This is a genomic window from Devosia crocina, from assembly GCF_900116545.1.
Taxonomy (GTDB): Bacteria; Pseudomonadota; Alphaproteobacteria; order Rhizobiales; family Devosiaceae; genus Devosia; species Devosia crocina.
On sequence record NZ_FPCK01000001.1, the window covers coordinates 1805086 to 1826675 of the forward strand.

Consider the following 21590-nt stretch of genomic DNA (forward strand, 5'->3'; position numbering starts at 1 on the left):
TGGAGGTGCAGCGAACCTGCTCAGATTAGCAGAAGGCGAGGCCGCGCAGAATCCCTCGCTTATCATTCAGCCTCGAGACTGTCGAAATAGGTCGAAATCCCGCGGGCAATCGCCTCGGCTGTGCGGTCGCGCCACTCGCCCTGCATCAGGTTGGCTACGTCGCTCTCGTTGGAGAGAAAACCGAGTTCGATGAGAACGGAGGGAACGTCGGGCGCCTGAAGCACGAAAAAGTCGGCCTGACGCACGGGGAAACGCCTCAACGCCACACTGGGTTCAAGCTGATGAACGATGGAGCGGGCAGCCATATAAGATTGAACGCGCATCTCGCGGCGCATGAGATCAAGCAGGATATCCACCACTTCCGGCGCCATTTGCGGCATGGCAAAGCCAGCGATGACGTCGGACTTGTTTTCCCGATCCGCCAAAACCTTATCGAGAACATCCGTCGCATTTTCGTCGCGCGTATAGACGCTGGCGCCGCGGATTTCGGGTTGCTGGAAGCTGTCGGCGTGGATGGAAAGGAAAATATCGGCCTTGTTGGTGCGCGCCAGTTCAACACGCTCTTCAAGCCGCAGATAGGTGTCATCCTGACGCGTCAGCGCAACGTCGAAGCGGCCCGATTCGATCAACAGTTCCTGCAACCTCAGGGAGAAGGCGAGAACGATGTCCTTTTCCCGCACGCCGTTCGGAGCCTCGGCGCCGCTATCGATGCCGCCATGCCCGGGATCGATGACTACGAGCGGCTTGGTAGCGATCGGCAATTCGGAACTGCCGGCCGGCGTGGAAACGGCGGCCGTATCTGCAGCAGCACTCGATGCAGCACGGTCGCGCTCGACATTGGCAGCAAAGATTTCGGCATCGGCAGGAATGATATCGACCACCAACCGTGCGGGCTGATCCTCGAACGGATCGAGCACATAGGCTTGCTGCACCTGAACCGGGGCAGCAAGGGTCAAAGTGGTACGGACGCGATCAGGAGCGGCCTGCTCGACGAGATAGGATGCGATCAGCTCGTTTTCTGCCGGCTCTCCGCTCGGCTCCGGCACTGAAAAGGTACCGGCACGGACATCGATCGCCAGCCGATCCGGCCCGGTGAGCGACACAAAGGCGAACTCGGTCCGCGACGCCAGATCAACCACGAGACGGGCCCGCTCCTCCGTAGCCGTAACGCGGATATCAATGACGTTTGGCAGACCGACAGGCGGGGCCTCCTGCGCCTGAGCGGGCAAGAGCGTTGCAGCCAGGGCAAGGAATCCCACAAGAAGTGTTCGGAACAATGAGAAGTTCAAGTGTGCACCGGGCCCTATGCGTATTTGGAAACCGTCTGGCATGCCCATTGGGCGAATCTGCGGCTTGTTGGCTTATGCGATGATTTGGCAGGATCGGCAAAACCAAGGCCAGGCAAAACCCTGTTATCCGGAGGATAAAGAGTTTCCTGTTGCCAATCTGGCGCAACACCCCTACACGCTTATATGAAGGCGCAGGAGTTTCGCGAGCGCCAGCGATGAGCGTCAGACTTCTCTTCGCGCCGCTGCGGACCCCGGTCGGAACGTGTGGAACAAACGCACGCGCTCCGGATTGAAAGCGGCAATTTTCAGCGCCTTCGATGACGAATTTCGATTCCTCCGGGATCGGACGGCGGCTAGCCGGAAGAGGCCAGCCGCCCAATAGGAAGAGGTCATATGGCCCGCAGGCGGACAAAGCGCGACGCGATCGGACTAGACGATTGCCGTTTTGCTTCGCCCTATCTCCCGGCCACGACCAGATCTGCCGGCGCGCTGAACGTGAGAGGTTCGCGCCCGATTTCACTCAACCCATTCGCCCCGCAATGCGCCATGCCCGAGCAACCGGTATACCGGCGTGCTCCAGTCGGCGCGCGGGTGCGCGGAGTCCAATATGGCGACCAAGAGAATGCTGGTGGATGCCATCCACCCGGAAGAAACACGGATTGTCGTTACCGCCGGTAACCGGCTCGAGGAATTCGACTTTGAATCGGCGACCCGCCGTCAGTTGCGCGGGAACATCTATCTAGCCAAGGTGACGCGCGTCGAGCCGTCGCTCCAAGCCGCATTCGTGGAATATGGCGGCAATCGCCACGGTTTCCTCGCCTTCAGCGAAATCCATCCCGACTATTATCAGATCCCCGTCGCCGACCGCGAAGCTCTGCTGCTCGAGGAAGAGCACGAGGACGAGCATCACGAAGATTCCGAAGAAACGCCCGCTGTTGCTGAGGCTGCTGCCGAAGGCGAGAGCGAAGGCGAACAGCAGGACGCCGAGGAAGAAACGCATATCGAACAGGCTCCGGCAAATTCCGAGCCTGTGGAATCGATCGGCGGTGCCGACGCTCTGGAAGAAGTGCCGGAGCGGCGTCGCGCGCAGCAGCGTCGTCATCAGTATAAAATCCAGGAAGTGATCAAGCGCCGCCAGGTGATGCTGGTGCAGGTGGTCAAAGAGGAGCGTGGCAACAAGGGCGCTGCGCTGACGACTTATCTCTCGCTCGCCGGCCGCTATTCCGTGCTGATGCCCAACACGGCTCGGGGCGGCGGAATTTCGCGCAAGATCACCAACGCTGCCGACCGTAAGCGGCTCAAGGAAATCACGGCCGACCTGGATGTGCCCAAGGGTATGGGCGTGATCCTGCGCACAGCTGGTGCGACCCGCACCAAAGCCGAAGTGAAGCGCGATTTCGAATATCTGATGCGCCTTTGGGAAAGCGTGCGTACGCTGACGCTCGAGAGCCAGGCCCCGTGCCTCGTCTATGAAGAAGGCTCGCTGATCAAGCGCACCATCCGCGACCTCTACAACAAGGACATCGACGAAGTTCTCGTTGCCGGCGAAGCGGCTTATCGTGAAGCCAAGGACTTCATGAAGATGATCATGCCGAGCCACGCCAAGAACGTGCGCATCTATGGCGAAGAGCAGCCGCTCTTTTCCAAGTACGGCATCGAAACTCAGCTCGACCAGATGTTCTCCCCGGTCGTTACCCTGCCCTCCGGCGGGTATCTGGTGATCAATCCGACCGAGGCGCTTGTCTCTATCGACGTCAACTCGGGCCGCTCCACCAAGGAGCACAATATCGAGGACACGGCACTTCAGACCAATCTCGAAGCTGCGGACGAAGTGGCGCGCCAGCTGCGCCTGCGCGACCTTGCCGGGCTCATTGTGATCGACTTCATCGACATGATGGAGAACCGCTCAAATCGTGCGGTCGAGCGCAAGCTCAAGGACGCGCTCAAGGACGATCGTGCCCGCATCCAGGTGGGACGGATTTCCCACTTTGGCCTGATGGAAATGAGCCGCCAGCGCATTCGCTTCGGCGTTGTTGAAAGCTCGACCCACAAGTGCCCGATCTGCGAAGGCACTGGCCTCGTGCGCTCGACAGAGAGCCTGGCGTTGATGATCATGCGCCATATCGAGGACCATGTGCTGCGCAAGCAGGGTCAATCGATCAATGTGCGCGTGCCCACCGAGGTGGCGCTTTATATCCTCAACTATAAGCGCGACACACTCAGCATGCTCGAGGCGCGCAACGCCCTCTCGATCACCATCACGGCTGACAGCAAGCTAACCGGTCACCAGTTCGGTATCGAAAAGGGCGAGACCCGCGTCTCCTCCTATGCCGAACAGCGCGCAGCGAGCCATGTGCGCGTCGATAGCGCAGTGATCGAAGATATCGAGGAAGACGTCGAGGTCGAGGAAACCGAAGACACCGAAGACACGCCCGCCGAAGCACGCCAGGACAATGGCGAGGGCGAAGGCAGCGGCCGTCGCCGGCGGCGTCGTCGCCGTCGTGGCGGTGGCAATGGTGGAGAGCGCCCGGAAGAGCGTGCACCCATTCAAGCGCGCGAAGGTGAAAGCGAGACAGAAGACGAAGCCAGCGAAGAGGTCGAAGGCGAAGACAATGCGGTAAGTGCCGCTGACGTCGACGCCGATGGCGAACCGCGTCGTCGTCGTCGTCGCGGCCGCCGCGGTGGTCGTCGCAATCGTCGCGATCAGGATGGCGAAGTCACCGTAAACGGAACAGAGCCGATCGAGGCAGCCGAAGCCAGCGAAGCTGAGCAGCCGGACGCTCCAACAGAAGTGCAAGCCGAAATTGCCGAGACGCTGCTGGCTCAGAATGGCCTTGCCGATGCGGCCGTGGCTGAGACAGTGGAAGCGGTAACGGAACTCGCGAGCGCAGAGGCTTCGCCAGCCGAAGAAGCTGCACCAGAAAAGCCAAAGCGCAAGCCGCGCACCCGCAAGACCAAGGCGAGCGAGGCGGAAGCACCGGTGGAAGTGAGCGCTGAAGCACCGGCTACTGCCGGTGATGAAGTTGCGCCTGAAAAGCCAAAGCGCAAGCCGAGAACGCGCAAGAAGGTCGAAGAAACCGCCGAAGCAGCACCGCTTGAGACGGCGCCCGTTGCCGAGCCAGTTGCCCCGGAGGCCGTTCCAGGAGCTGAGGCAGTGGAACCCGAAGCGGCTGAAATCCGTCCCAAGCGGCAGAAGAAGGAGCTACCGCCGGAAGGCGTCGTGGTTTCTTCAAGTGCGAACCCGGCTGACGATGCAGAAGCGGCCGAAGGCGAAGCTGAGCCGGACAAAAAGAAGAAGGTCGGCTGGTGGCAGCGCCGGCTGGGTCTTGGCTAGCACAGTTGAAAAAGGGCGGCTCTCGAGCCGCCCTAATTGCTTTGATACTCTGCGTACCATCAGCAGCGTCTGTGGGTGCAACTCCGCCCTCACTCTCGCGGATCACACAGTTCCGTGGTTTGCAGATGTGAGCGGATATCGAAACACCACGTCATCCTCGTCCTGCCCTTGCGCCGAGTTGTCTATCACCCCGCCCAAGCGCGCCGATACAGCCATGGAGGCATGGTTCGCGGGGTCGAAGTAGCTGACGAGGGTTGAGATGCCGAGCGTGCCGAAGGCCCAGTCCCGGAGCGCAGCGCCAGCCTCGGTTGCGTAACCACATCCTTCGAATCCCTCATAAAGCAGCCAGCCGAGCTCCTTTTCGGGGTAGAGTGGGCCGTGATTGATGCCCACCTGGCCAACACATCTGCGGTCGGACTTGCGGTCGATCATCAGGCCACCATGGCCGTACACGGACCAAAGCGCGATATCCTGGCAGAACATACGCCAGGTTTCGAGCGCGTTGAACGGGCCACCCATATAGATGGCGCGGGGCGACGCCATCATGTGGGCGTAAGCTGCCAGGTCTTCGCCGCACATGGGACGCAAGATGAGCCGCCGCGTTTCAATGGTCGGAGGAGTCATGAGCCTGCTGACACGAAGGTTCGCAAGCGATCGAGCGCCTGCTCGACTGTCTGGCGTGTGCCGGCATAGCTGAAGCGGACAAAACTCTGGCCCCCGTTGCGATCGAAGTCGATGCCAGGAGTGGCGGCAACGCCTGCCTTCTCCAGCATCGATTCACAAAATGCCATGGAGTCGTTGGAGAACCTCGATATTCCAGCATAGGCATAAAAGGCACCATCTGCTGGCGCAGCGAGATCGAAGCCAATCTCCTGCAATCCCTTGGTCAGCAGGATTCGATTAGCGGCATAGACAGCTTTTTGCTGTTCAGAATATTCGCGCTCGCCGAGAGCGGCCGTGGCGGCAATCTGGCTGAGCGTTGGTGCAGAAATGAAAAGATTCTGCTGCAGGATTTCGGCGCGTCGGATCAGCGCCTCGGGCAGCACCATCCAACCGATACGCCACCCAGTCATGCAGTAATATTTGGAGAAGCTGTTGATGACGATGGCGTCGCGCGTGAGTTCGAGCGCGCTGACCGATGGACCGCGATAATCAAGGCCATGGTAGATCTCATCCGAGATAAACGTGATCCCCAGGCGTTTGCATGTGTCAACGATATCGGCCAGCCCTCCCCGGTCAACAGCGGCACCGGTAGGATTGGCAGGACTAGCAAAGAGCAGACCCTCGAAGGGCGCCTGCCGATACGCAGCCTCGATCTGGGCGCCTGTCAGGTGCCAGTTGTTCTCCGCTGAAACGGGGATCTCCGCAACATCAAAGCCGAGGCCGATAAGGGTGTTTATATAGGCGGGGTAGCCGGGCCGGGTGATCGCAATCCGAGCTCCGGGGCGGAATGCGGCGTGAAAGGCGAGGATGAAGCCCGCCGAGGAACCCATTGTCGCCAGAATCAATTCCGGATCGACCGGCACACCATGCTGTTCCTCATAGTATCGCGCGAGTGCCTCACGCAAACCCGTCATGCCCTTAGCATTGGTATAGCCCTGTGGATCGGGAAGAGCACGGGACACAGCTTCGATGACTTTTGGCGCCGGAGGTCGGCCCGGCTCGCCTATCTCAAGATGGCAGACAGTGCGTCCCTGCCCTTCCAGCGCTTTGGCGCGGTTCAGGATATCCATAGCGTAAAATGGCATCAGGCCATCAGGGGCGGGAAAGGTCATAACCGGGCTCCATACGTAGTGGTCTGGGGTTAAAGCCTCTGCCGACGCCGCTCAACAACAATTGAAGCTTGAGTTGATATCCTCGCAATTGCCGCGTGCCACTGTCGGACCAGCTCTGCTAGAAGGCAGGAGCTGAATTCGTGGGAGCTGGTAAGATGAACCGCTTGACTATCGTTCTAGCCGCTGCTGCCGGCATCTTCGCCGGAGCGTTCGGCTATGCGCAATTCAATCAGCCACAACCGCAGACCGATACCTTCGCCGTACGCTCCATCGTTGAAGCCGTGCTGGCCGAACGCGAGGTGACGCAGGCGAGCGCCGCACCTGCTGCCGCACCATTGGCCGAAATCGATCCTGCGGTTTTGAACCCGATGATCGAGCGTTACCTGATGAGCGACCCCAAGCTGCTGCAGCGGCTTTCGGTGGCCCTAGAAGAAACCCTGCGCAACGAAGACCAGGCCAAGGCACAGGTCGCGATCGCGCAGATGGAAGATCAGATCTTCAACGCTCCCGGCCAGATCGTGCTGGGCAATCCCGAGGGCGATGTGACCCTTGTCGAGTTTTTCGACTACAACTGCGGCTATTGCCGCTCCGCACTGCCGGACCTTGCTACGCTGCTTGCGGAAGATCCCAATCTGAAGGTGATCCTGAAGGAGTTTCCAATTCTTTCCAATGAGTCGATCGATGCCGCTCGGATCGGCGTCCTCGTTGGTGAGGCAGATGTCGATTACTGGAGCTTCCACGAGGCGCTGTTTTCAAGCCGGGGCAAGGTTGATAAAGCGGCAGCCCTCGAGGCTGCGAGTGCGCTGGGTCTGAGCCCGGTTAATTTGGAGCTGCAGATGGGTGAACAGCGCGTCTCACGCACCATTCAAACCTCTTATGAGATCGCCCAGGCGCTCGGAATTTCTGGTACGCCAACCTATATCATCGGCAATGAAATCATTCCCGGTGCGATCGGCGTCGATGACCTGAGAGACCGGATCGCCAATATGCGGGCCTGCGGGGAGACGGTGTGTAGCTGACTTCTGCTCTCAGCAGACGCCGTCGATAACACGCTCGCGAGCCTGAATATCGCCCGACTCTGAAGCTAAAGGCGCGGCAGATACGGAGAAGGCTCGCCTTTTCGGTGCATTTCGTGTAACCGCCCTTGCACCGCCGGAAAGAGCCGGTGCACAACGCAGAGATCATGGCAAAGCACGTTCTCGTCCTCAACGGCCCGAACCTCAACATGCTCGGCAAACGCGAACCCGGCATCTATGGGTCGCAGACCCTGGCAGATGTGGAAGAGCTTTGCCGCAAGGCGGGAGCCGATTTTGGCCTCTCCGTCGATTGCCGCCAGTCCAATATCGAAGGCGAACTTGTCACCTGGATTCAGCAAGCTCTCGGCACTGCCGACGGCATACTGATCAATCCCGGCGCCTATTCGCATACCTCCGTTGCCATTCATGACGCCTTCAGGGCCGTCAATCTTCCGGTGGCGGAAGTCCATATCAGCAACATTCACCAGCGCGAAGCCTTCCGGCACCACTCTTATGTGTCGGCTGTGGCCTTCGGCGTCATTTGCGGCTTTGGTACGCTGGGGTATAGACTGGCCCTGCAAGCCATGGCCGACAAACTCGCATAACGCTTCGACAGGAAGCCGGGAGACCGACAAGAATGACCAAGTCATCGCAAGTGGATCAGGACCTGATCCGCGCCATCGCCGAACTGCTCAACAAGGAAAATCTCGCTGAGATCGAGATCGAGCAGGAGGATTTCCGGGTCCGCGTCACCCGCTCCTATCCCGTTGAAGCGCCTGCATTCGCTCCCGCTCCCATGCAATATATGGCTCCGGCTGCTCCTGCAGCGCCGGCCGCTCCTTCGGTCAGCGTTCCCCCGGCAGCTCCGGCCGGCAAAGAGGATCTGTCCTCGAACCCGGGCACCCTCACCTCCCCCATGGTCGGCACGGCCTACCGCTCGCCCGAACCGGGCAAACCTACCTTCGTCGAAGTTGGCGGCAAGGTTTCGGAGGGCCAGACAGTGCTCATCATTGAAGCGATGAAGACCATGAACCAGATCCCGGCGCATCGCTCAGGCACCGTCACTCGAATTCTCGTGGATGACGCCCAGCCGGTCGAATATGGCGAGCCGCTTGTCGTCATCGAGTAAGGGGGGCTTCTCGTGTTCCAGAAAGTCCTGATCGCCAATCGTGGCGAAATTGCTCTTCGCATCCTTCGTGCCTGTAAGGAACTGGGCATCCAGACCGTTGCCGTTCACTCGACGGCCGACGCCAATGCCATGCATGTTCGGCTTGCTGACGAGAGCGTCTGCATCGGGCCTAACTCGGCCAAGGACAGCTATCTCAACATCCCATCGATCTTGGCTGCATGCGAGATCACGGGCGCCGATGCCGTGCATCCGGGCTATGGCTTCCTCTCGGAAAACGCCCGCTTCGCCAAGATCCTGACCGAGCACAACGTGACCTTCATCGGTCCTTCAGCGCATCACATCGAGATCATGGGTGACAAGATCACCGCCAAAAGAACGGCGGTGGAACTTGGCATCCCCGTGGTTCCCGGATCCGACGGCGCCGTCGAAACCGAAGAACAGGCGCTTTCGACTGCTCGGGGTATCGGCTATCCTGTGCTCATCAAGGCAACGGCGGGTGGCGGTGGCCGCGGCATGAAGGTTGCACAGACCGAAAGCGATCTTCTGGTTGCCTGGTCGACAGCCCGTTCGGAGGCAAAGGCTGCGTTCGGCAACGATTCCGTTTACATGGAAAAGTACCTGGGCAAGCCGCGCCATATCGAAGTCCAGGTGCTTGGCGATGGCCAGGGCAATGCCGTGCATTTGGGTGTGCGCGACTGTTCGCTGCAGCGCCGCCACCAGAAGGTGTGGGAAGAGGCCGGTGGCCCAACCATTACCGTCGAGGAACGCGATCGCATCGGCGAGATCTGCGCCTCTGCCATGCGAAAGCTGAAGTATTCCGGCGCCGGAACGGTCGAGTTCCTCTATGAGAACGGCGAGTTCTACTTCATTGAAATGAACACCCGTCTGCAGGTCGAGCATCCGGTGACCGAACGCATAACGGGCATCGACATCGTTTATGAGCAGATCCGTGTCGCATCGGGCGAAGTGCTCTCCATGTCGCAGGAACAGGTGCAGTTCAACGGGCATGCCATCGAAGTGCGCATCAATGCCGAGGATCCACAGACCTTTGCGCCATCACCGGGCATGATCACCTTCTACCACCCGGCAGGAGGCGTCGGCATTCGCGTCGATTCGGCAGTCTATCAGGGCTACAAGATCCCGCCCTATTATGACTCGTTGATCGGCAAGCTGATCGTTTATGGCCGCACGCGCGAAGAGTGCCTCAAGCGATTGAGCCGTGCCATCGACGAGTTCGTGGTTGATGGCGTCAAGACCACCCTGCCCCTCTTCCAGCGCCTGATCAAGCAGCCGGACATCATCGTCGGCAACTATGACATCCACTGGCTCGAGAAATTCCTCGCCGAGAACAAGGTCTGATAAAGGGGCGCATTGCGCCCCTTTCTTTTCTGCCGGACTGACATGGCCCGCCGCACCGATCCCTTCGATATCGAGATAACGCCCGAGCTCATCGTTCGCGCCTATCGCGCGGGTATTTTTCCTATGGCGGAAGATGCCGCAGACGAAGACGTGTTTTGGGTCAGCCCTGAGTGGCGCGGGATCATGCCTCTTGATGGGTTCCATGCCTCCCGCAGCCTCCGCAAAGCCATTCGGAAATCCGGCTGGACCATTCGGGTGGACACCGATTGGCACGGCGTAATCGAGGGCTGCGCGACCGCGGGCGAGGACAGATCGACCACCTGGATCAATGCCACCATCCGCGCTGTTTACGGCGAGTTGTTTGAGCGGGGCATAGCCCACACTGTGGAAGTCTGGGATGGCTCAGATCTCGTCGGTGGACTCTATGGACTTGCCATTGGCGGAGCATTCTTTGGCGAATCCATGTTCCACCGCCGCACGGACGCGAGCAAGATGGCGATGGCACATCTGGTGGATCGGCTGAATGCTGGCGGCTTTGCTCTGCTCGACACCCAGTTCATCACCGAGCATCTCGCATCCCTTGGGGGCGTCGAAATCCCCCGCGCAGAGTACGAGGAGAGGCTTCGGCAAGCTCTGCTGCTGGAGGCGGACTGGTGGGCATTGGGAGAAAAAAGTGAGCGTGCGTGAGCGGCTTCCCCTGTCCCTGAAGCCTTTGGATAGTCACGAGTGGCTGCCTGTAGCAATCGGCAGATCGAGGGCCGCCGTCTGGCGAATTGGCATCGGTAAAACGGCGCTTTATCTCAAGGCAGAGCCCAACCATGAGCTGGCGGAGATGCCTCGTGAGCTCTTGCGGCTCGATTATCTGGCCGGAATGGGATTCCCAGCGCCACGGGTCGTTGATCACGTTCAAGCAGATGACTTCAGTTGGCTGTTGATGACTGAGGTCAAAGGTCAGGATCTGACGCGGACCCTAGAACGGCGTGTCGATGTCGCCCGCATGCTGGCTGAAGGGCTGAGGCGGCTTCATGCACTCGATCCCGTGAACTGCCCCTTTGACCACGCGCTGGACCAACGCCTTGCTGATGCCGAGCGCAACCTCGCCGCAGGTTTGGTCGACGAGAGCGACTTCGACGATGACCGGCAAGGCTGGACCGGCCAGGCAGTGTTTGATTGGCTCGTGGCAAACAGGCCAGCGGAAGAGGAGCGCGTTGTCACGCACGGCGATGCCTGCCTGCCGAATGTGATGTCGGTGGACGGGCGCTTCAGCGGTGTAGTCGACTGCGGCCGCCTTGGTGTTGCTGATCGGTGGCAGGATCTGGCGCTGGCGTGCCGCAGCCTCCAGTCGAACGGCGGCACGGAAGTCGTCGGTGAATTTCTCTCAGCTTACGGCACAGAGTTCGACGCAGAGCGTTACACCTATTATTGCACCCTCGACGAGATGTTCTAGCTCTTGAGCTTGAACTCCAGAATCGTCACCCACTCGTTCATATCCGGCACATCGTGCGGATCGGTTTCGTAGAGTTCAAGACGGCAGGCGAAGTGATCGCCGTCGGCCCGTTGCTCGACATCGAAATGCGTTTCGGTCAGACGCGACCAACCAACCAGCAGCGTCGTCACGTCCATGAGCTTATCGGGGTGACCATGCCAGGTCATGGTCACATACCGGCCCGCTGGTAGTATGCCGGTCCGTATTTCACCAGGCGAAGGGCTCGGCGTTTGGAGGGCGATACCTGCCTCGACATCCAGGGTGTCGGCCATGTCGATCCGGCGATAGTTGTAGAAAGCTGGTCCCGCCGGCTCCAGCCCGTGATCCGCGATATGGCCGAAGAGCCTCGGAAAGCCCTCGTTCGCGGGACGCTGCATCTCGTCCATTCGTACTGTGAACGGCAGATAGATATAGGGCCGCGCCTCGCGCTCGACGATCTTGGGTAGCGTCAACATCCTTGTCCTCCTCCGCGGCACAAAACGCGCCTTGTCCTCCACGACGAGCGGAGGATCACAGTTTGGACATCGGGACGACGATTATCTCTGGTCCGGCGGAGGAACGCTGGTGCTGGTCTTGCAGCCGATCAGCCACACGTCATACACCGGGTGATCGACCGCGCTGAGCGCAGGACTATCTGCAAACATCCAGCCGGTAAAAATCCGTTCGGTGGAGCCGTCAAGCGAGCGCTGATCGACTTCGACAAAGACCGAAGTTCGCTGCACCGTGTCAGTCGCCGGGCGATTGTAGCAGGCGCGCGGCGTGATCTCGAGGGCGCCGAACAACACCGTTTCGTCGATATAAACGTCGAACCGTGTAATCCGGCCCGTGATCTTGTCCAACCCCGCCAGCGTGGCAACCGGATGCGCGAGCGGCTGTGCAGCTGCCGGCAAGGAAAAAGAGGCTAGGCCGGCCAAAGCCAACGCAATGAGAAGGCGAGAGATGAAGCGAAGGGGCATGGCGCCTTATTCGGGCGACCAGGCTTGGTAGTCGCCGGTGACGCGCGGGCGTTCGCCCTTGTTGAGCAAGCTGCCTTCAGGACGATAGGCTTCGGCCGTCCCCGTCAGGTTAGGCTGATGCGGCTTCTGCCATGCGCGCGGCGTGTACTTGGCGTCAGTCGGCACGACATCGGTCCGGTGATGCATCCACCCGTGCCAGCCCGGCGGAATAGCTGAGGCGTCGGCATAACCCGCGTAGGTCACATAGCGACGATTGGCCTTTTTGTCCTGATAGTACCGGTTGCCGAACTCATCCGAGCCGACATACTTGCCGAAGCGTTTGATCCAGAGGCGCGTTCCCCAAGTCTGCCCGCGCCACCAGGCGAAGATTTCGGTGAGAAACTGTTTGCGATCAGACTTGGACACGAGACGATTCCGCTCTTCTGGAACGAGTTGAATGGCGGTTTATCACTTCCGCTGCCGGGAGCCTAGACAAAAGGTAGTCAATTCCGCGCCACGCCGGCGGTGCTGGCAGCGCTGATCAGCGGGAGCGCTGCATTTCCATGCTCACAGAGTCACTTGCGGTGATCCCTTTCTCTTCCCGCTCAACTTCACAACTGGCCAGCAGGCTGACTTCTCCCTTCCATCAGACAGGTCTAAGCTCAGGCATTGGCAATGAGGAGAAGGGCCATGAACGTACGTCTCAATCCCTATATCGGCTTCCGCGATGAAGCGCGCGAAGCTTTGGCTTTTTACCACTCTGTGTTCGGCGGCGAGTTGAGCATGATGACATTCGCCGAGGGCGGCATGCCTCATGATCCGGCGGAGGAAAACCGGATCATGCACGGCCAGATCGACGCTCCGAACGGCATGACGCTGATGATCTCCGACACTCCGTCGGGTATGGACATGCAGGCGGGAAGCAATATTTCCATTTCTCTCAGCGGCGACGATGTGTCCCTTTTGCGCAGTTATTGGGAAAAGCTGGTAGCAGATGGACAGGTGAGCATGCCGCTCGAAACAGCACCTTGGGGAGACATGTTCGGCATGCTCTCGGATAGGTTTGGCATCACCTGGATGGTCAATATCGCGGGTCAGGGCCACTGACCGCTCTTCACAATTGCGCTGCCCGGGCGAACTCCGGGCGGCAGCCTTGCGTTGTGTGGCCATCTCGTAAACCAAAGGGAGACGAGCCATGGCACAGACGCATAACCGCGGAACGCTGATCCCGCAGGAAACCAATTTCGACAACGCCGACCAAGCCGGCATTGCGCAACCCTATAGCCAGAGCGAGATCGAGGATCTGCTCTATGGTGATGACCGCTCCAGCGAAGAACGCCTCGCCCGCTTGCGCGAAATGCGCGACGAGCTGGCCATGCGCGAGAGCGGCGACTGGGGTGATGAAGATCCCGCGGCCATGATCAACGAGATCGATCGAGCAATCGAAGAATTGAGCGGAGACGCTGAAAACAGCGACGACAACTACGAGTTGGCCGATGTGATGGTCGATGATCCCGCCAATCACTCTCATGCTCTCTCGCCAGACGACGTCGATGCGCTGCGGGAGCTTTCAGGTGAAGCCAGCGACGACGATGAAGACGGCTTCTACGAAGAAGACGAGGACGGCCCCGCGGACGACGACCACTGGTCCGGTAGTGAAGAGTTCCGCAAGGACATCCACTGATCTTGGAAACCCCGGCCTCTGCCGGGGTTTCCATTTTGGCCACGCTATGGTGTCTGGGCACCGTTGGTCGCGAGATAGATCGAATAGATCGATGTGGTGGCCGCGATGAACAAACGATTGGCCTTGATCCCGCCGAAGGTGAGGTTCGCCACGCGCTCTGGCACATGAATACGACCGAGCAAGGTTCCGTCCGGGGCGAAGCAGTGAATGGCAGGCCCGCCGCTTGTCCAGACATTGCCGTGCACATCGACGCGCAGACCGTCGGGAATGCCTTCCGGCACCTCGCAGAAGACTCGGTTATTCGTCAGCGTCTTTCCGCCTACCACGTCGAACACGCGGATATGCTTTGGAGCGTCAGTCTTATGGCTGGCGCCTGAATCCACCACATAGAGCAGCTTCTCGTCGGGCGAGAAGACCAAGCCGTTTGGCTGCAGGAAATCGCTGACCACAGCGTTGAGCTCGCCTGTCGCGGGGTCAAGGCGAAAAACATTGCGCGCCGGCTGTTCCGGTACGGCCTTGAAGCCCTCATAGTCACTCAGGATGCCGTAGGTCGGATCGGTGAACCATATGCTGCCGCTTGAATGAACAATTACGTCATTGGGCGAATTGAGACGCTTACCCTCAAAGCTATTAGCGAGCACGGTAATGGTGCCGTCTACCTCGGTGCGCGTGACGCGCCTTGTGCCATGCTCGCAGGTCACGAGGCGGCCAAGTCGATCTCGCGTATTTCCGTTGGAGAAATGGGAGTCGCTGCGGAACACCGATACGGTACCGTCGGGCTGGTAGCGCATCATCCGGCGGTTCGGAATGTCGCTCCAGAGCAGATAGTCCCCATCCTTGAACCAGACAGGCCCTTCTGCCCAGCGGCACTGGCCGTAAAGGCGCTCTAGTTGAGCGCTTCCGATGATAAGATCGCGAAACCGCTGATCGATGATTTCGTGGACACTGGCGGCCACTTGTTCCTCCCTCGCGCAAAGACCTGCGCTGCCTAGACCCTGCCGCAAACTGAACGGACAAGGAGCGCTGACCATAGTGACGGAGATAGAGCGGAGCAATGCTGGCCGGTGCCGGTTAACCGCTCGTCAGCCTCGCCGTGAGATTGTTCCCGTCTGGGGCTCTGCAGCCGACAAAGGATTACCATGACCACTTCATTCACTCGCCTTGCCGCCGCAGCCGGCATAGCAATCCTTGCCGCAACCGCCATGACCGGCTGTTCGATGATGGGGGCGGGCGGCGGTGGCTCTGCAGCGAGCCTGCCCAATGCGCTGACGGCACGGATGGATCAGCCGGGCGCCGTGCTCGACCGCCGCGCCGCGATCGAGCTTATCAACTCCTATCGCGGCACTCGCGGCGTCGCTCCGCTCAGCTCAGATACCGGCCTTGACGGCACGGCACAGGCCCTCGCCAATCAATACGCACAGACTGGAAACGCCCCGGCCACACCGCAAGGTCTTGTAGTGATGAAGCTCAGCGCAGGCTATTCAACGATCGCAGATACGTTCTCAGGCTGGCGCAACAGCCCTGCCGATGCAGCAGGACTTGCCGCACAGGCCAGTAAGGCTGGTATCGCCGTCGCCTTCAACGCTTCCTCGGGGTATGGCGTCTACTGGGTACTGGTTCTTGGCAACTAAGCCCGAGATCATTGATGCGAGGGGGCTTAGGTGCCCCCTGCCCGTGCTCAAGCTGGAAAAAAGACTGGAACAGCTCAGGAAAGGCGAGACCGTGATCGTGCTCGCCACCGATCCGATGGCGCAGGTGGATATCCCGCTTTACTGCAGGCAGCGTGGACATGAGTGCCGAACAGAGACGCAGGGCGAGGTCCTGCGTTTCTTCGTTCTGGTCAGTGGCTCAGCCGAGGCTACCTGAAAACCGGACGCGGTCGCGGAAAAGGTATGCTCGGATCATCCGCAACATCGAGGCCTGGGCGCAGCGCGACGTCGGATGCTGCCGTATTCTCTGCCATGGCTTGGACCGGGAATGCGGGCGTATGCGCCGGGCGTGGACGTGGCAGGACGATACCAGCGCGTATGCGTCCCAGATCCACCGCAACATGCTGCAACTGAGCAATAGTGTCAGTGAGATAGCTGGGCTGGCCTTTGAGACCCATGGGGTAAGCCGCTTCCTGCGCCTTCACATAATCGCCAGCATCCTTGCCGCAAATGTTGGGCCGCATGTCGACCGGGGCCGCACCTGCGGCGTTGCCGAGGGCAAGCACTGTCTGCCCCGTCGGCCGGACTTCGCCGGAAAGGCCTTTGAGCAGCAATTCGGCAGCCCTTTCGTTCCGGTCCCGACCCGATGAACCACCCAGGACCACCGCCAGCAATCGCCGTCCGTTGCGGTCGACATTGGCAACGAGGTTGAGACCGGAGGCACAGACATACCCGGTTTTCATGCCGGTTGCGCCGGCAAAACTGGTCAGCAGCTTATTTTGAGATTCGAGAACCAGATTGCCGACCTTCACCGTGCTGGTGCGGAACATGGGCATATACTGGGGGAATGTCTGTTCGATATAGAGCGAAAGCACCGCAAGGTCGCGCGCGCTTGAGACCTGGCGCGGATCATGAAGGCCATGCGGGTTGACGAAGTGGGTGACAGAGAGCCCCATGCGGCGCGCCACATCGTTCATCTTGGCAACAAACGCAGCTTCGTTGCCGCCGATGGTTTCCGCGATCGCCACAGCCATGTCATTGGCCGATTTGACGATCAGGATATAAAGCGCGTCCTCAAGGGACACAGAGGTATCAACCTTGAGGCCCGAGCGGCTTGGAGCTTGCGCCAGCGCGTTCTTGGAAAGCCTCACTGGGGTGTCGAGGGTCACCGTACCCTTGGCAATCTCCTCGAAAGCGACATAGGCCGTCATCAATTTCGTCAAGGATGCAGGATGCCAGGGCTGGCCCGCCTCCTGCGCGTAAAGCACTTCGAGTGTGTCGCGATCGACCAGCAGCAGCGGCATCGCTCCGGCCGGCACCAGGCTCACAAGGCTCAGGGCGAAGGCGAGGAAAAGGCGGCGCAATTGCAACACGGGACACTCTTGGATCAATCTTGGAAAGCGGCCCCTCTTAGCAGCCTCCCCACCGCGTCTCAACAAAACCAGTCCTCATTGACGCGGCTGTGAAATGGCAAGGTCCGGGTTGTTACCGTGCGGCCACAGAACGGCCCAGCCTGGAAACGGTGTTCCGCAACCCTGCACTAGTCACAACAAGTAACTGTGTTTATATTTGTGCCTGAGTAACCCAACACGGAGGCATGGAGAGATGTCGTTGACCGATACCTCGCTGCACTCGAACTGTTCCGCTATGTCCGATGTGCTGAGTCGCATCGGCGACAAGTGGAGCGTCATGGTTGTCGGCATGTTGAGCCGCAACGGAACGCTGCGCTTCAATGAACTTAAGCGCATGATCAACGGAGTGTCCCAGCGCATGCTGACACTGACCTTGCGCAACCTCGAGCGCGACGGTCTCGTGTCGCGCACGATTTATCCCGAAGTGCCGCCGCGCGTCGAATATAGCCTGACCCAGCTGGGCAAGACGCTGCAAGGGCCTATCAATGCGCTTTGGGATTGGTCAGCCGAGCACCACCACTCGATCGTGGAGGCACGCGCAATCTATGATCAGCGCCAAACCTCTGTGGAAGCCGCCGAGCCGCGGAAGATCGCCTATGCGCGGGGCCAATAGGTCCCCGCACTTCCACAGTTGAAGCAGAACTTCTCCTATCGCTCCGTCGGCGCCATGTGGACGAACTGATTGGTCTTTCCCTGGCCTGCTTCGAGCACTTCACGCCGCGCCTGCGCGCGAAGGCTGGTCGGCAGGTTGAGAGCGCCGACCAAGGTGCGATATTCCTGGCGGGCACTCGTATGCGACATGGAGGGCACACCGCCCAGCATGTCTTCGTTCAGCGGATCGAACACAGTCATTCCCATCGGGAAAAGCGAGCGGAAGATTACGCGTTCGGCGATGCCATCGGCCACGCGGCACCCCAGGCGCATCGCTATGCGGTCCAGCATTGTTTGCACCTGCCGCATATTGCGCGATGACAGCATGGCAATGCGATTGCGAACCAACACCCAGTCGATCGTCCGTCCGTCGATCGAGAGGCGTTCGGAGCGCGCCCGCTGCACGAGCCGGGCATAGTGGCTCAACTCACGCGGCTCGCCGGTGACCGGGTCGACCTGCGCCATGACGTTGAGATCGATCAGGCTGTCATTGACCGGGGAGACCAATGTGTCCGCCAACGAATGCGCCAGCCGTGTGAGATTGGTGTCGAAGCCCGGTGTGTCGACGACGATGAAATCGGCACTCTGCTCGACTTCGGCGATAGCCTGGCGGAAGAGATCGAATTCGAGGCGGTTGTTTTCCCTGAGCGAGTCGCCGCGCGCGAGGGGCAGATGAAAATGGGTCGTATGCGGCACGCCAAGCCCATGCTGGCGTGCCCAGTCGCGTCGATTGCGAACATAGTGGGTCAGCGTCTGCTGGCGACTATCGACATCGATGGAAGCGACCTTGTGGCCTTCGTAAAGCAGGTAGACCGCAAGGTGAAAAGCCGTGGTCGATTTGCCCGACCCGCCCTTCTCATTTCCTACAACGATGACATGCCCCGCCTGACGGACCATCTTGCCCCCAAATCATAGCTCGAATCTCGGCTGTGCGGAGCTTATGCACAAGGGGGCCCATGCTTAACAATCGTTAAACGATTAACGCGGCTCAGGATCGGATCACAAAAGCCCTAGCCGAGCCAGTTCTGCGGCGATCTCAGCCGAGTTTTCCGTGTCATTGGCTGCCATGTCGGGAGGTGCGTCCTTGGGCTGGAGATAGCGCCAGCCCTGGAATGGCCGCTTCGGGTAAGGAAGCGTACGCAGGAGCTCGGGTGACATGATGATGTCGCAATAGTCCTTGCCCTCCGCGTCCGTGTAGGGCGCGAGCCGGAGGATGTGCTGCCGGCAGGTAATGGCGCCAGCGATCACCCAATAGATCGAGCTCACGCCCTCCATCTCCTCAGCCCGCTTCGGCATCATGCGCGTGCGGTGAACATGCACGTCTTCGCCATAGTCTGCACCCCACCAATGGGCACGTTCGTTGCGGTAGCTTTCCAGCTCCTCGAAGCTTGAAATGCCGACGCAAAGCTTGACCATATGGATCATGCCAGAGTCCCGGCGGCCACCCGTCCCTGGATGACGTCGATCTCATCGTCATCCACGATCCAGGGCTCGTGCAATGCCAGGGTGAGCCAGTCCTGGAAGGCGGGCAGGCTGTAGATGGCTTCCACATAGGCGCTGGCCGTGTCGGAAACAGGCAGAGCGTATGTGCGAAGGCGCGTTGCCAGCGGGGCGAACATGGCATCGGCAGCAGTGAAAGCGCCGAACAGAAACGGTCCGCCCGAACGGCTCAGCAGTTGTCCCCAGAGCTGCTCTACCCGATGAAGGTCCTTGCGGACCAGCTCAACATCCACCTTGCCGGAATGAGAGGCTCGCAGATTCATGGGCGCGTGGCTTCGAAGCCCCTGGAAGCCGGCATGCATTTCCGAAGCTGCCGCGCGTGCCAGCGCTCGATCATCCCGATTCGCCGGCCAGATCTGCTTTTCCGGATGAAGGTCCGCCAGATATTCGATGATCGCCAGCGTTTCTGGAACGACCAGATCACCGTCAATAAGGACTGGTACCTTGCCCGTCGGAGATCGCTCGGCCAGCGTCTCGCGCCAGCTCTCGCCCGAGAGCATTAGTACCTCGTCCTCGAACGGGATTTCAAAATGACGCAGCACCAGCCAGGGACGCAGCGACCAGGTAGAATAGTTGCGGTTTCCGATCAGCAGCTTCATGCCAATAGCCTTGCTTCAAGAAGAAGGGCGCCCTGTTGGCGGGGCGCCCTCTCCTAATTCCTTTCAGTGAAGAATGCCAGCGCGCTAGACGCTGGCTACGACCGAGATAATAAGCCCCATCGAAGCGAGGCAGATAATTGCCCAGCTCATCGATCGCCAAGCCATGGTCTTCGGTTGACTGCGCATATGTGTTGCTCCCTGTCAGCCGTTCACTCCGGCCCTGTCACAGGCCGGTCATAGAGCGTTAACGGTGCGCCATGTGGTTAGCAAGCGACCTTTTTGCAACACCCAATCGGGCGAAATCGCGCCGTAACGGAGGCTAGAACAGGCCGAACCAAAGGCCTGCGATACCCAAAAAGGCGAAGAAACCAACGACATCGGTGATGGTCGTCACGAACACTGCCGAGGCGATAGCAGGATCCGCCTTGAACTTGTTGAGTGTCAGCGGGATCAAAATTCCGGTCGTGCCGGCAACGATCATGTTGGTTATCATGGCCAAAGCGATGACGATGCCGAGCTGCGGATCGCTGTAGCGAAGCCAGGTCACGATTCCGATCAAGATGGCGAAGATCACGCCATTAATGAAGCCGACTATCATCTCTCGACGAATAAGCCGTTTCAGGCGACTGCCTTCGAGCTCACGCATGGCAATGGCTCGCACCGTAACCGTCATAGTCTGAGCGCCAGCATTGCCCCCCATCGAGGCGACGATGGGCATCAGGACAGCAAGCTCGACCATCTGGTCTATGGTCGCGCCAAAAAGCCCGATCACCAGAGACACCAGCACAGCGGCAACAAGGTTCACCACCAGCCAGGGCACGCGACTGCGCACTGTGTCGACCGTGGTGTCGGACAGGTCCTCATCGCCCACGCCTGCGAGCAACTTGATATCCTCGTCAGCCTCTTCGGTGATGACGTCCACCATGTCGTCGATGGTCAAGACGCCCACGAGCCGGCCACTTTCATCGACGACGCCAACCTCCACAAGGTCATAGCGCTCGAAGGTGCGGGCAGCTTCTTCCTGATCCTCAGAAGCATCGACCAGAACCAGATTGGTATTCATGATCGCTTCGATACGAGTGGCGCGCTGCGAGCGCAGCACCCGATCGAGCGGCAGAGTGCCAAGCACGGTGTAGCCGGCATCGACCACATAAATCTGGTAGAATTCGTCCGGCAGATCGCGCTGAGACCGCATGTAGTCGATCATCTGCCCCACCGTCCAGAAGGGCGGAATGGCGATGAAGTCGGTCTGCATGCGCCTTCCGGCGGAGTCCTCGGGAAAATCGAGGCTGCGCTTGAGGCTCAGGCGTTCGAATGTCGGCAAGGCCGACAGGATCTCGTTCTGATCGGCTTCTTCAAGGTCCTCGAGAATCGCTACCGCGTCATCGCTGTCCAGCGCTGCCACGCCGCGCGCGATTTCGGCGTTGGGCAGCGCTTCCATCAGCTCCAGACGGATGCTCTCGTCGACTTCGGTCAGCGCCGAGTAATCAAACTGGTCACCGAGCAGGCGCACCAGCGCCACGCGCTCATCGTGATCGAGATATTCGAGAACGTCGCCGACATCGGAGATGTGCAGGGGCTCCATGACGAGCGCAACATCTTCAGCACGGCGCGCTCCCAGAAAGGCGCGCAACCGCTCGAGCCAAAGCGGACTGATACGATCGTCCGCATCGCGGAACGCGCCGGCTTCCATCCCGGGCTGATTGCCGGGTTCGGTTTCGAAATCGCTGCTCATCGGGAGCCCTTTGCGTATCCTGGGGGTTTCAGGGGCA

The 21590-nt window shown here is 59.9% G+C and carries 24 protein-coding genes; 12 read left to right on the forward strand and 12 right to left on the reverse strand.

What is annotated here, in order from left to right:
* Nucleotides 1-62: 62 nt before the first annotated feature.
* The gene (locus BM364_RS08695; RefSeq protein ID WP_175528526.1) at nucleotides 63-1277 is read right to left on the reverse strand and encodes an N-acetylmuramoyl-L-alanine amidase; all 1215 of its coding nucleotides are present in this window, start codon (nucleotides 1275-1277) and stop codon (nucleotides 63-65) included.
* A gap of 619 nt (nucleotides 1278-1896) precedes the next feature.
* Between BM364_RS08695 and BM364_RS08700 the strand changes: the two genes are divergently transcribed.
* On the forward strand, nucleotides 1897-4623 hold the full coding sequence (locus BM364_RS08700; RefSeq protein ID WP_092423357.1) for an Rne/Rng family ribonuclease: 2727 nt from the start codon (nucleotides 1897-1899) through the stop codon (nucleotides 4621-4623).
* A 102-nt stretch (nucleotides 4624-4725) separates the two neighbouring features.
* Here the strand turns inward: BM364_RS08700 and BM364_RS08705 are convergent, their stop codons facing one another.
* Together BM364_RS08705 and BM364_RS08710 are read right to left on the reverse strand one after the other, a co-directional pair.
* Complete coding sequence (locus tag BM364_RS08705) at nucleotides 4726-5247, reverse strand: GNAT family N-acetyltransferase (protein ID WP_092423359.1); 522 nt, start codon at nucleotides 5245-5247, stop codon at nucleotides 4726-4728.
* Nucleotides 5244-6398, reverse strand: a complete 1155-nt coding sequence (locus BM364_RS08710; RefSeq protein ID WP_210186400.1) for a pyridoxal phosphate-dependent aminotransferase — start codon at nucleotides 6396-6398, stop codon at nucleotides 5244-5246. Before BM364_RS08710 ends, BM364_RS08705 begins: the two co-directional genes overlap by 4 nt.
* Before the next feature lie 155 nt (nucleotides 6399-6553).
* Here BM364_RS08710 and BM364_RS08715 point away from each other — a divergent pair, with 155 nt between their 5' ends.
* The 6 genes from BM364_RS08715 to BM364_RS08740 all read left to right on the forward strand — a co-directional run bounded on the left by BM364_RS08715 (nucleotide 6554) and on the right by BM364_RS08740 (nucleotide 11349).
* Nucleotides 6554-7417 (forward strand): DsbA family protein, encoded by an 864-nt coding sequence (locus tag BM364_RS08715; RefSeq protein WP_092423364.1) that lies wholly within the window; start codon nucleotides 6554-6556, stop codon nucleotides 7415-7417.
* A 164-nt stretch (nucleotides 7418-7581) separates the two neighbouring features.
* On the forward strand, nucleotides 7582-8019 hold the full coding sequence (gene aroQ, locus BM364_RS08720) for a type II 3-dehydroquinate dehydratase (protein ID WP_092424021.1): 438 nt from the start codon (nucleotides 7582-7584) through the stop codon (nucleotides 8017-8019).
* A 32-nt stretch (nucleotides 8020-8051) separates the two neighbouring features.
* Entirely contained in the window at nucleotides 8052-8543 is a 492-nt protein-coding gene (accB, locus tag BM364_RS08725) for an acetyl-CoA carboxylase biotin carboxyl carrier protein (RefSeq protein ID WP_092423366.1), read from the forward strand.
* 12 nt (nucleotides 8544-8555) lie between these two features.
* Complete coding sequence (gene accC, locus BM364_RS08730; RefSeq protein WP_092423368.1) at nucleotides 8556-9902, forward strand: acetyl-CoA carboxylase biotin carboxylase subunit; 1347 nt, start codon at nucleotides 8556-8558, stop codon at nucleotides 9900-9902.
* A 42-nt stretch (nucleotides 9903-9944) separates the two neighbouring features.
* On the forward strand, nucleotides 9945-10589 hold the full coding sequence (gene aat, locus BM364_RS08735; protein WP_092423370.1) for a leucyl/phenylalanyl-tRNA--protein transferase: 645 nt from the start codon (nucleotides 9945-9947) through the stop codon (nucleotides 10587-10589).
* Complete coding sequence (locus tag BM364_RS08740) at nucleotides 10576-11349, forward strand: APH(3') family aminoglycoside O-phosphotransferase (RefSeq protein ID WP_210186401.1); 774 nt, start codon at nucleotides 10576-10578, stop codon at nucleotides 11347-11349. Before aat ends, BM364_RS08740 begins: the two co-directional genes overlap by 14 nt.
* Here BM364_RS08740 and BM364_RS08745 read toward each other — a convergent pair.
* The 3 genes from BM364_RS08745 to BM364_RS08755 form a co-directional block, all read right to left on the reverse strand.
* Nucleotides 11346-11843: a GyrI-like domain-containing protein gene (locus BM364_RS08745; protein WP_092423372.1), complete on the reverse strand. Its 498-nt coding sequence runs from the start codon at nucleotides 11841-11843 to the stop codon at nucleotides 11346-11348. The two genes, BM364_RS08740 and BM364_RS08745, sit on opposite strands and share 4 nt — an antisense overlap.
* Nucleotides 11844-11924: 81 nt before the next feature.
* Nucleotides 11925-12344: a DUF2155 domain-containing protein gene (locus tag BM364_RS08750; RefSeq protein WP_092423375.1), complete on the reverse strand. Its 420-nt coding sequence runs from the start codon at nucleotides 12342-12344 to the stop codon at nucleotides 11925-11927.
* 6 nt (nucleotides 12345-12350) lie between these two features.
* Complete coding sequence (locus BM364_RS08755) at nucleotides 12351-12749, reverse strand: NADH:ubiquinone oxidoreductase subunit NDUFA12 (protein WP_092423377.1); 399 nt, start codon at nucleotides 12747-12749, stop codon at nucleotides 12351-12353.
* A gap of 264 nt (nucleotides 12750-13013) precedes the next feature.
* Here BM364_RS08755 and BM364_RS08760 point away from each other — a divergent pair, with 264 nt between their 5' ends.
* Entirely contained in the window at nucleotides 13014-13430 is a 417-nt protein-coding gene (locus BM364_RS08760) for a VOC family protein (protein WP_092423379.1), read from the forward strand.
* Nucleotides 13431-13518: 88 nt separating this feature from the next.
* Complete coding sequence (locus BM364_RS08765; protein ID WP_092423381.1) at nucleotides 13519-14007, forward strand: hypothetical protein; 489 nt, start codon at nucleotides 13519-13521, stop codon at nucleotides 14005-14007.
* Between the two features lie 44 nt (nucleotides 14008-14051).
* On the opposite strand, the gene BM364_RS08770 is transcribed toward BM364_RS08765, so the two are convergent.
* Nucleotides 14052-14963, reverse strand: a complete 912-nt coding sequence (locus BM364_RS08770) for an SMP-30/gluconolactonase/LRE family protein (RefSeq protein ID WP_244542807.1) — start codon at nucleotides 14961-14963, stop codon at nucleotides 14052-14054.
* A 183-nt stretch (nucleotides 14964-15146) separates the two neighbouring features.
* Between BM364_RS08770 and BM364_RS08775 the strand changes: the two genes are divergently transcribed.
* Complete coding sequence (locus BM364_RS08775) at nucleotides 15147-15638, forward strand: CAP domain-containing protein (RefSeq protein ID WP_092423385.1); 492 nt, start codon at nucleotides 15147-15149, stop codon at nucleotides 15636-15638.
* Nucleotides 15639-15681: 43 nt separating this feature from the next.
* Nucleotides 15682-15873, forward strand: a complete 192-nt coding sequence (locus BM364_RS08780; protein WP_244542808.1) for a sulfurtransferase TusA family protein — start codon at nucleotides 15682-15684, stop codon at nucleotides 15871-15873.
* On the opposite strand, the gene BM364_RS08785 is transcribed toward BM364_RS08780, so the two are convergent.
* Nucleotides 15866-17029, reverse strand: coding sequence for a D-alanyl-D-alanine carboxypeptidase family protein (locus BM364_RS08785; RefSeq protein ID WP_139232551.1), 1164 nt, complete (start codon nucleotides 17027-17029; stop codon nucleotides 15866-15868). The two genes, BM364_RS08780 and BM364_RS08785, sit on opposite strands and share 8 nt — an antisense overlap.
* 232 nt (nucleotides 17030-17261) lie before the next feature.
* On the opposite strand from BM364_RS08785, the gene BM364_RS08790 reads away from it, so the two are divergent.
* Nucleotides 17262-17681: a winged helix-turn-helix transcriptional regulator gene (locus BM364_RS08790; protein ID WP_092423391.1), complete on the forward strand. Its 420-nt coding sequence runs from the start codon at nucleotides 17262-17264 to the stop codon at nucleotides 17679-17681.
* Between the two features lie 35 nt (nucleotides 17682-17716).
* Here BM364_RS08790 and BM364_RS08795 read toward each other — a convergent pair whose 3' ends face one another.
* From BM364_RS08795 to mgtE, 4 genes are all read right to left on the reverse strand, one after another.
* Complete coding sequence (locus BM364_RS08795; protein WP_092423393.1) at nucleotides 17717-18616, reverse strand: division plane positioning ATPase MipZ; 900 nt, start codon at nucleotides 18614-18616, stop codon at nucleotides 17717-17719.
* 102 nt (nucleotides 18617-18718) lie between these two features.
* The gene (locus BM364_RS08800; RefSeq protein WP_244542809.1) at nucleotides 18719-19144 is read right to left on the reverse strand and encodes a DUF1489 family protein; all 426 of its coding nucleotides are present in this window, start codon (nucleotides 19142-19144) and stop codon (nucleotides 18719-18721) included.
* Nucleotides 19141-19818, reverse strand: a complete 678-nt coding sequence (locus BM364_RS08805) for a glutathione S-transferase family protein (protein WP_092423395.1) — start codon at nucleotides 19816-19818, stop codon at nucleotides 19141-19143. The genes BM364_RS08800 and BM364_RS08805 overlap by 4 nt, the downstream gene beginning before the upstream one ends.
* Nucleotides 19819-20137: 319 nt before the next feature.
* The gene (mgtE, locus tag BM364_RS08810) at nucleotides 20138-21553 is read right to left on the reverse strand and encodes a magnesium transporter (protein WP_092423397.1); all 1416 of its coding nucleotides are present in this window, start codon (nucleotides 21551-21553) and stop codon (nucleotides 20138-20140) included.
* Nucleotides 21554-21590: the final 37 nt, after the last annotated feature.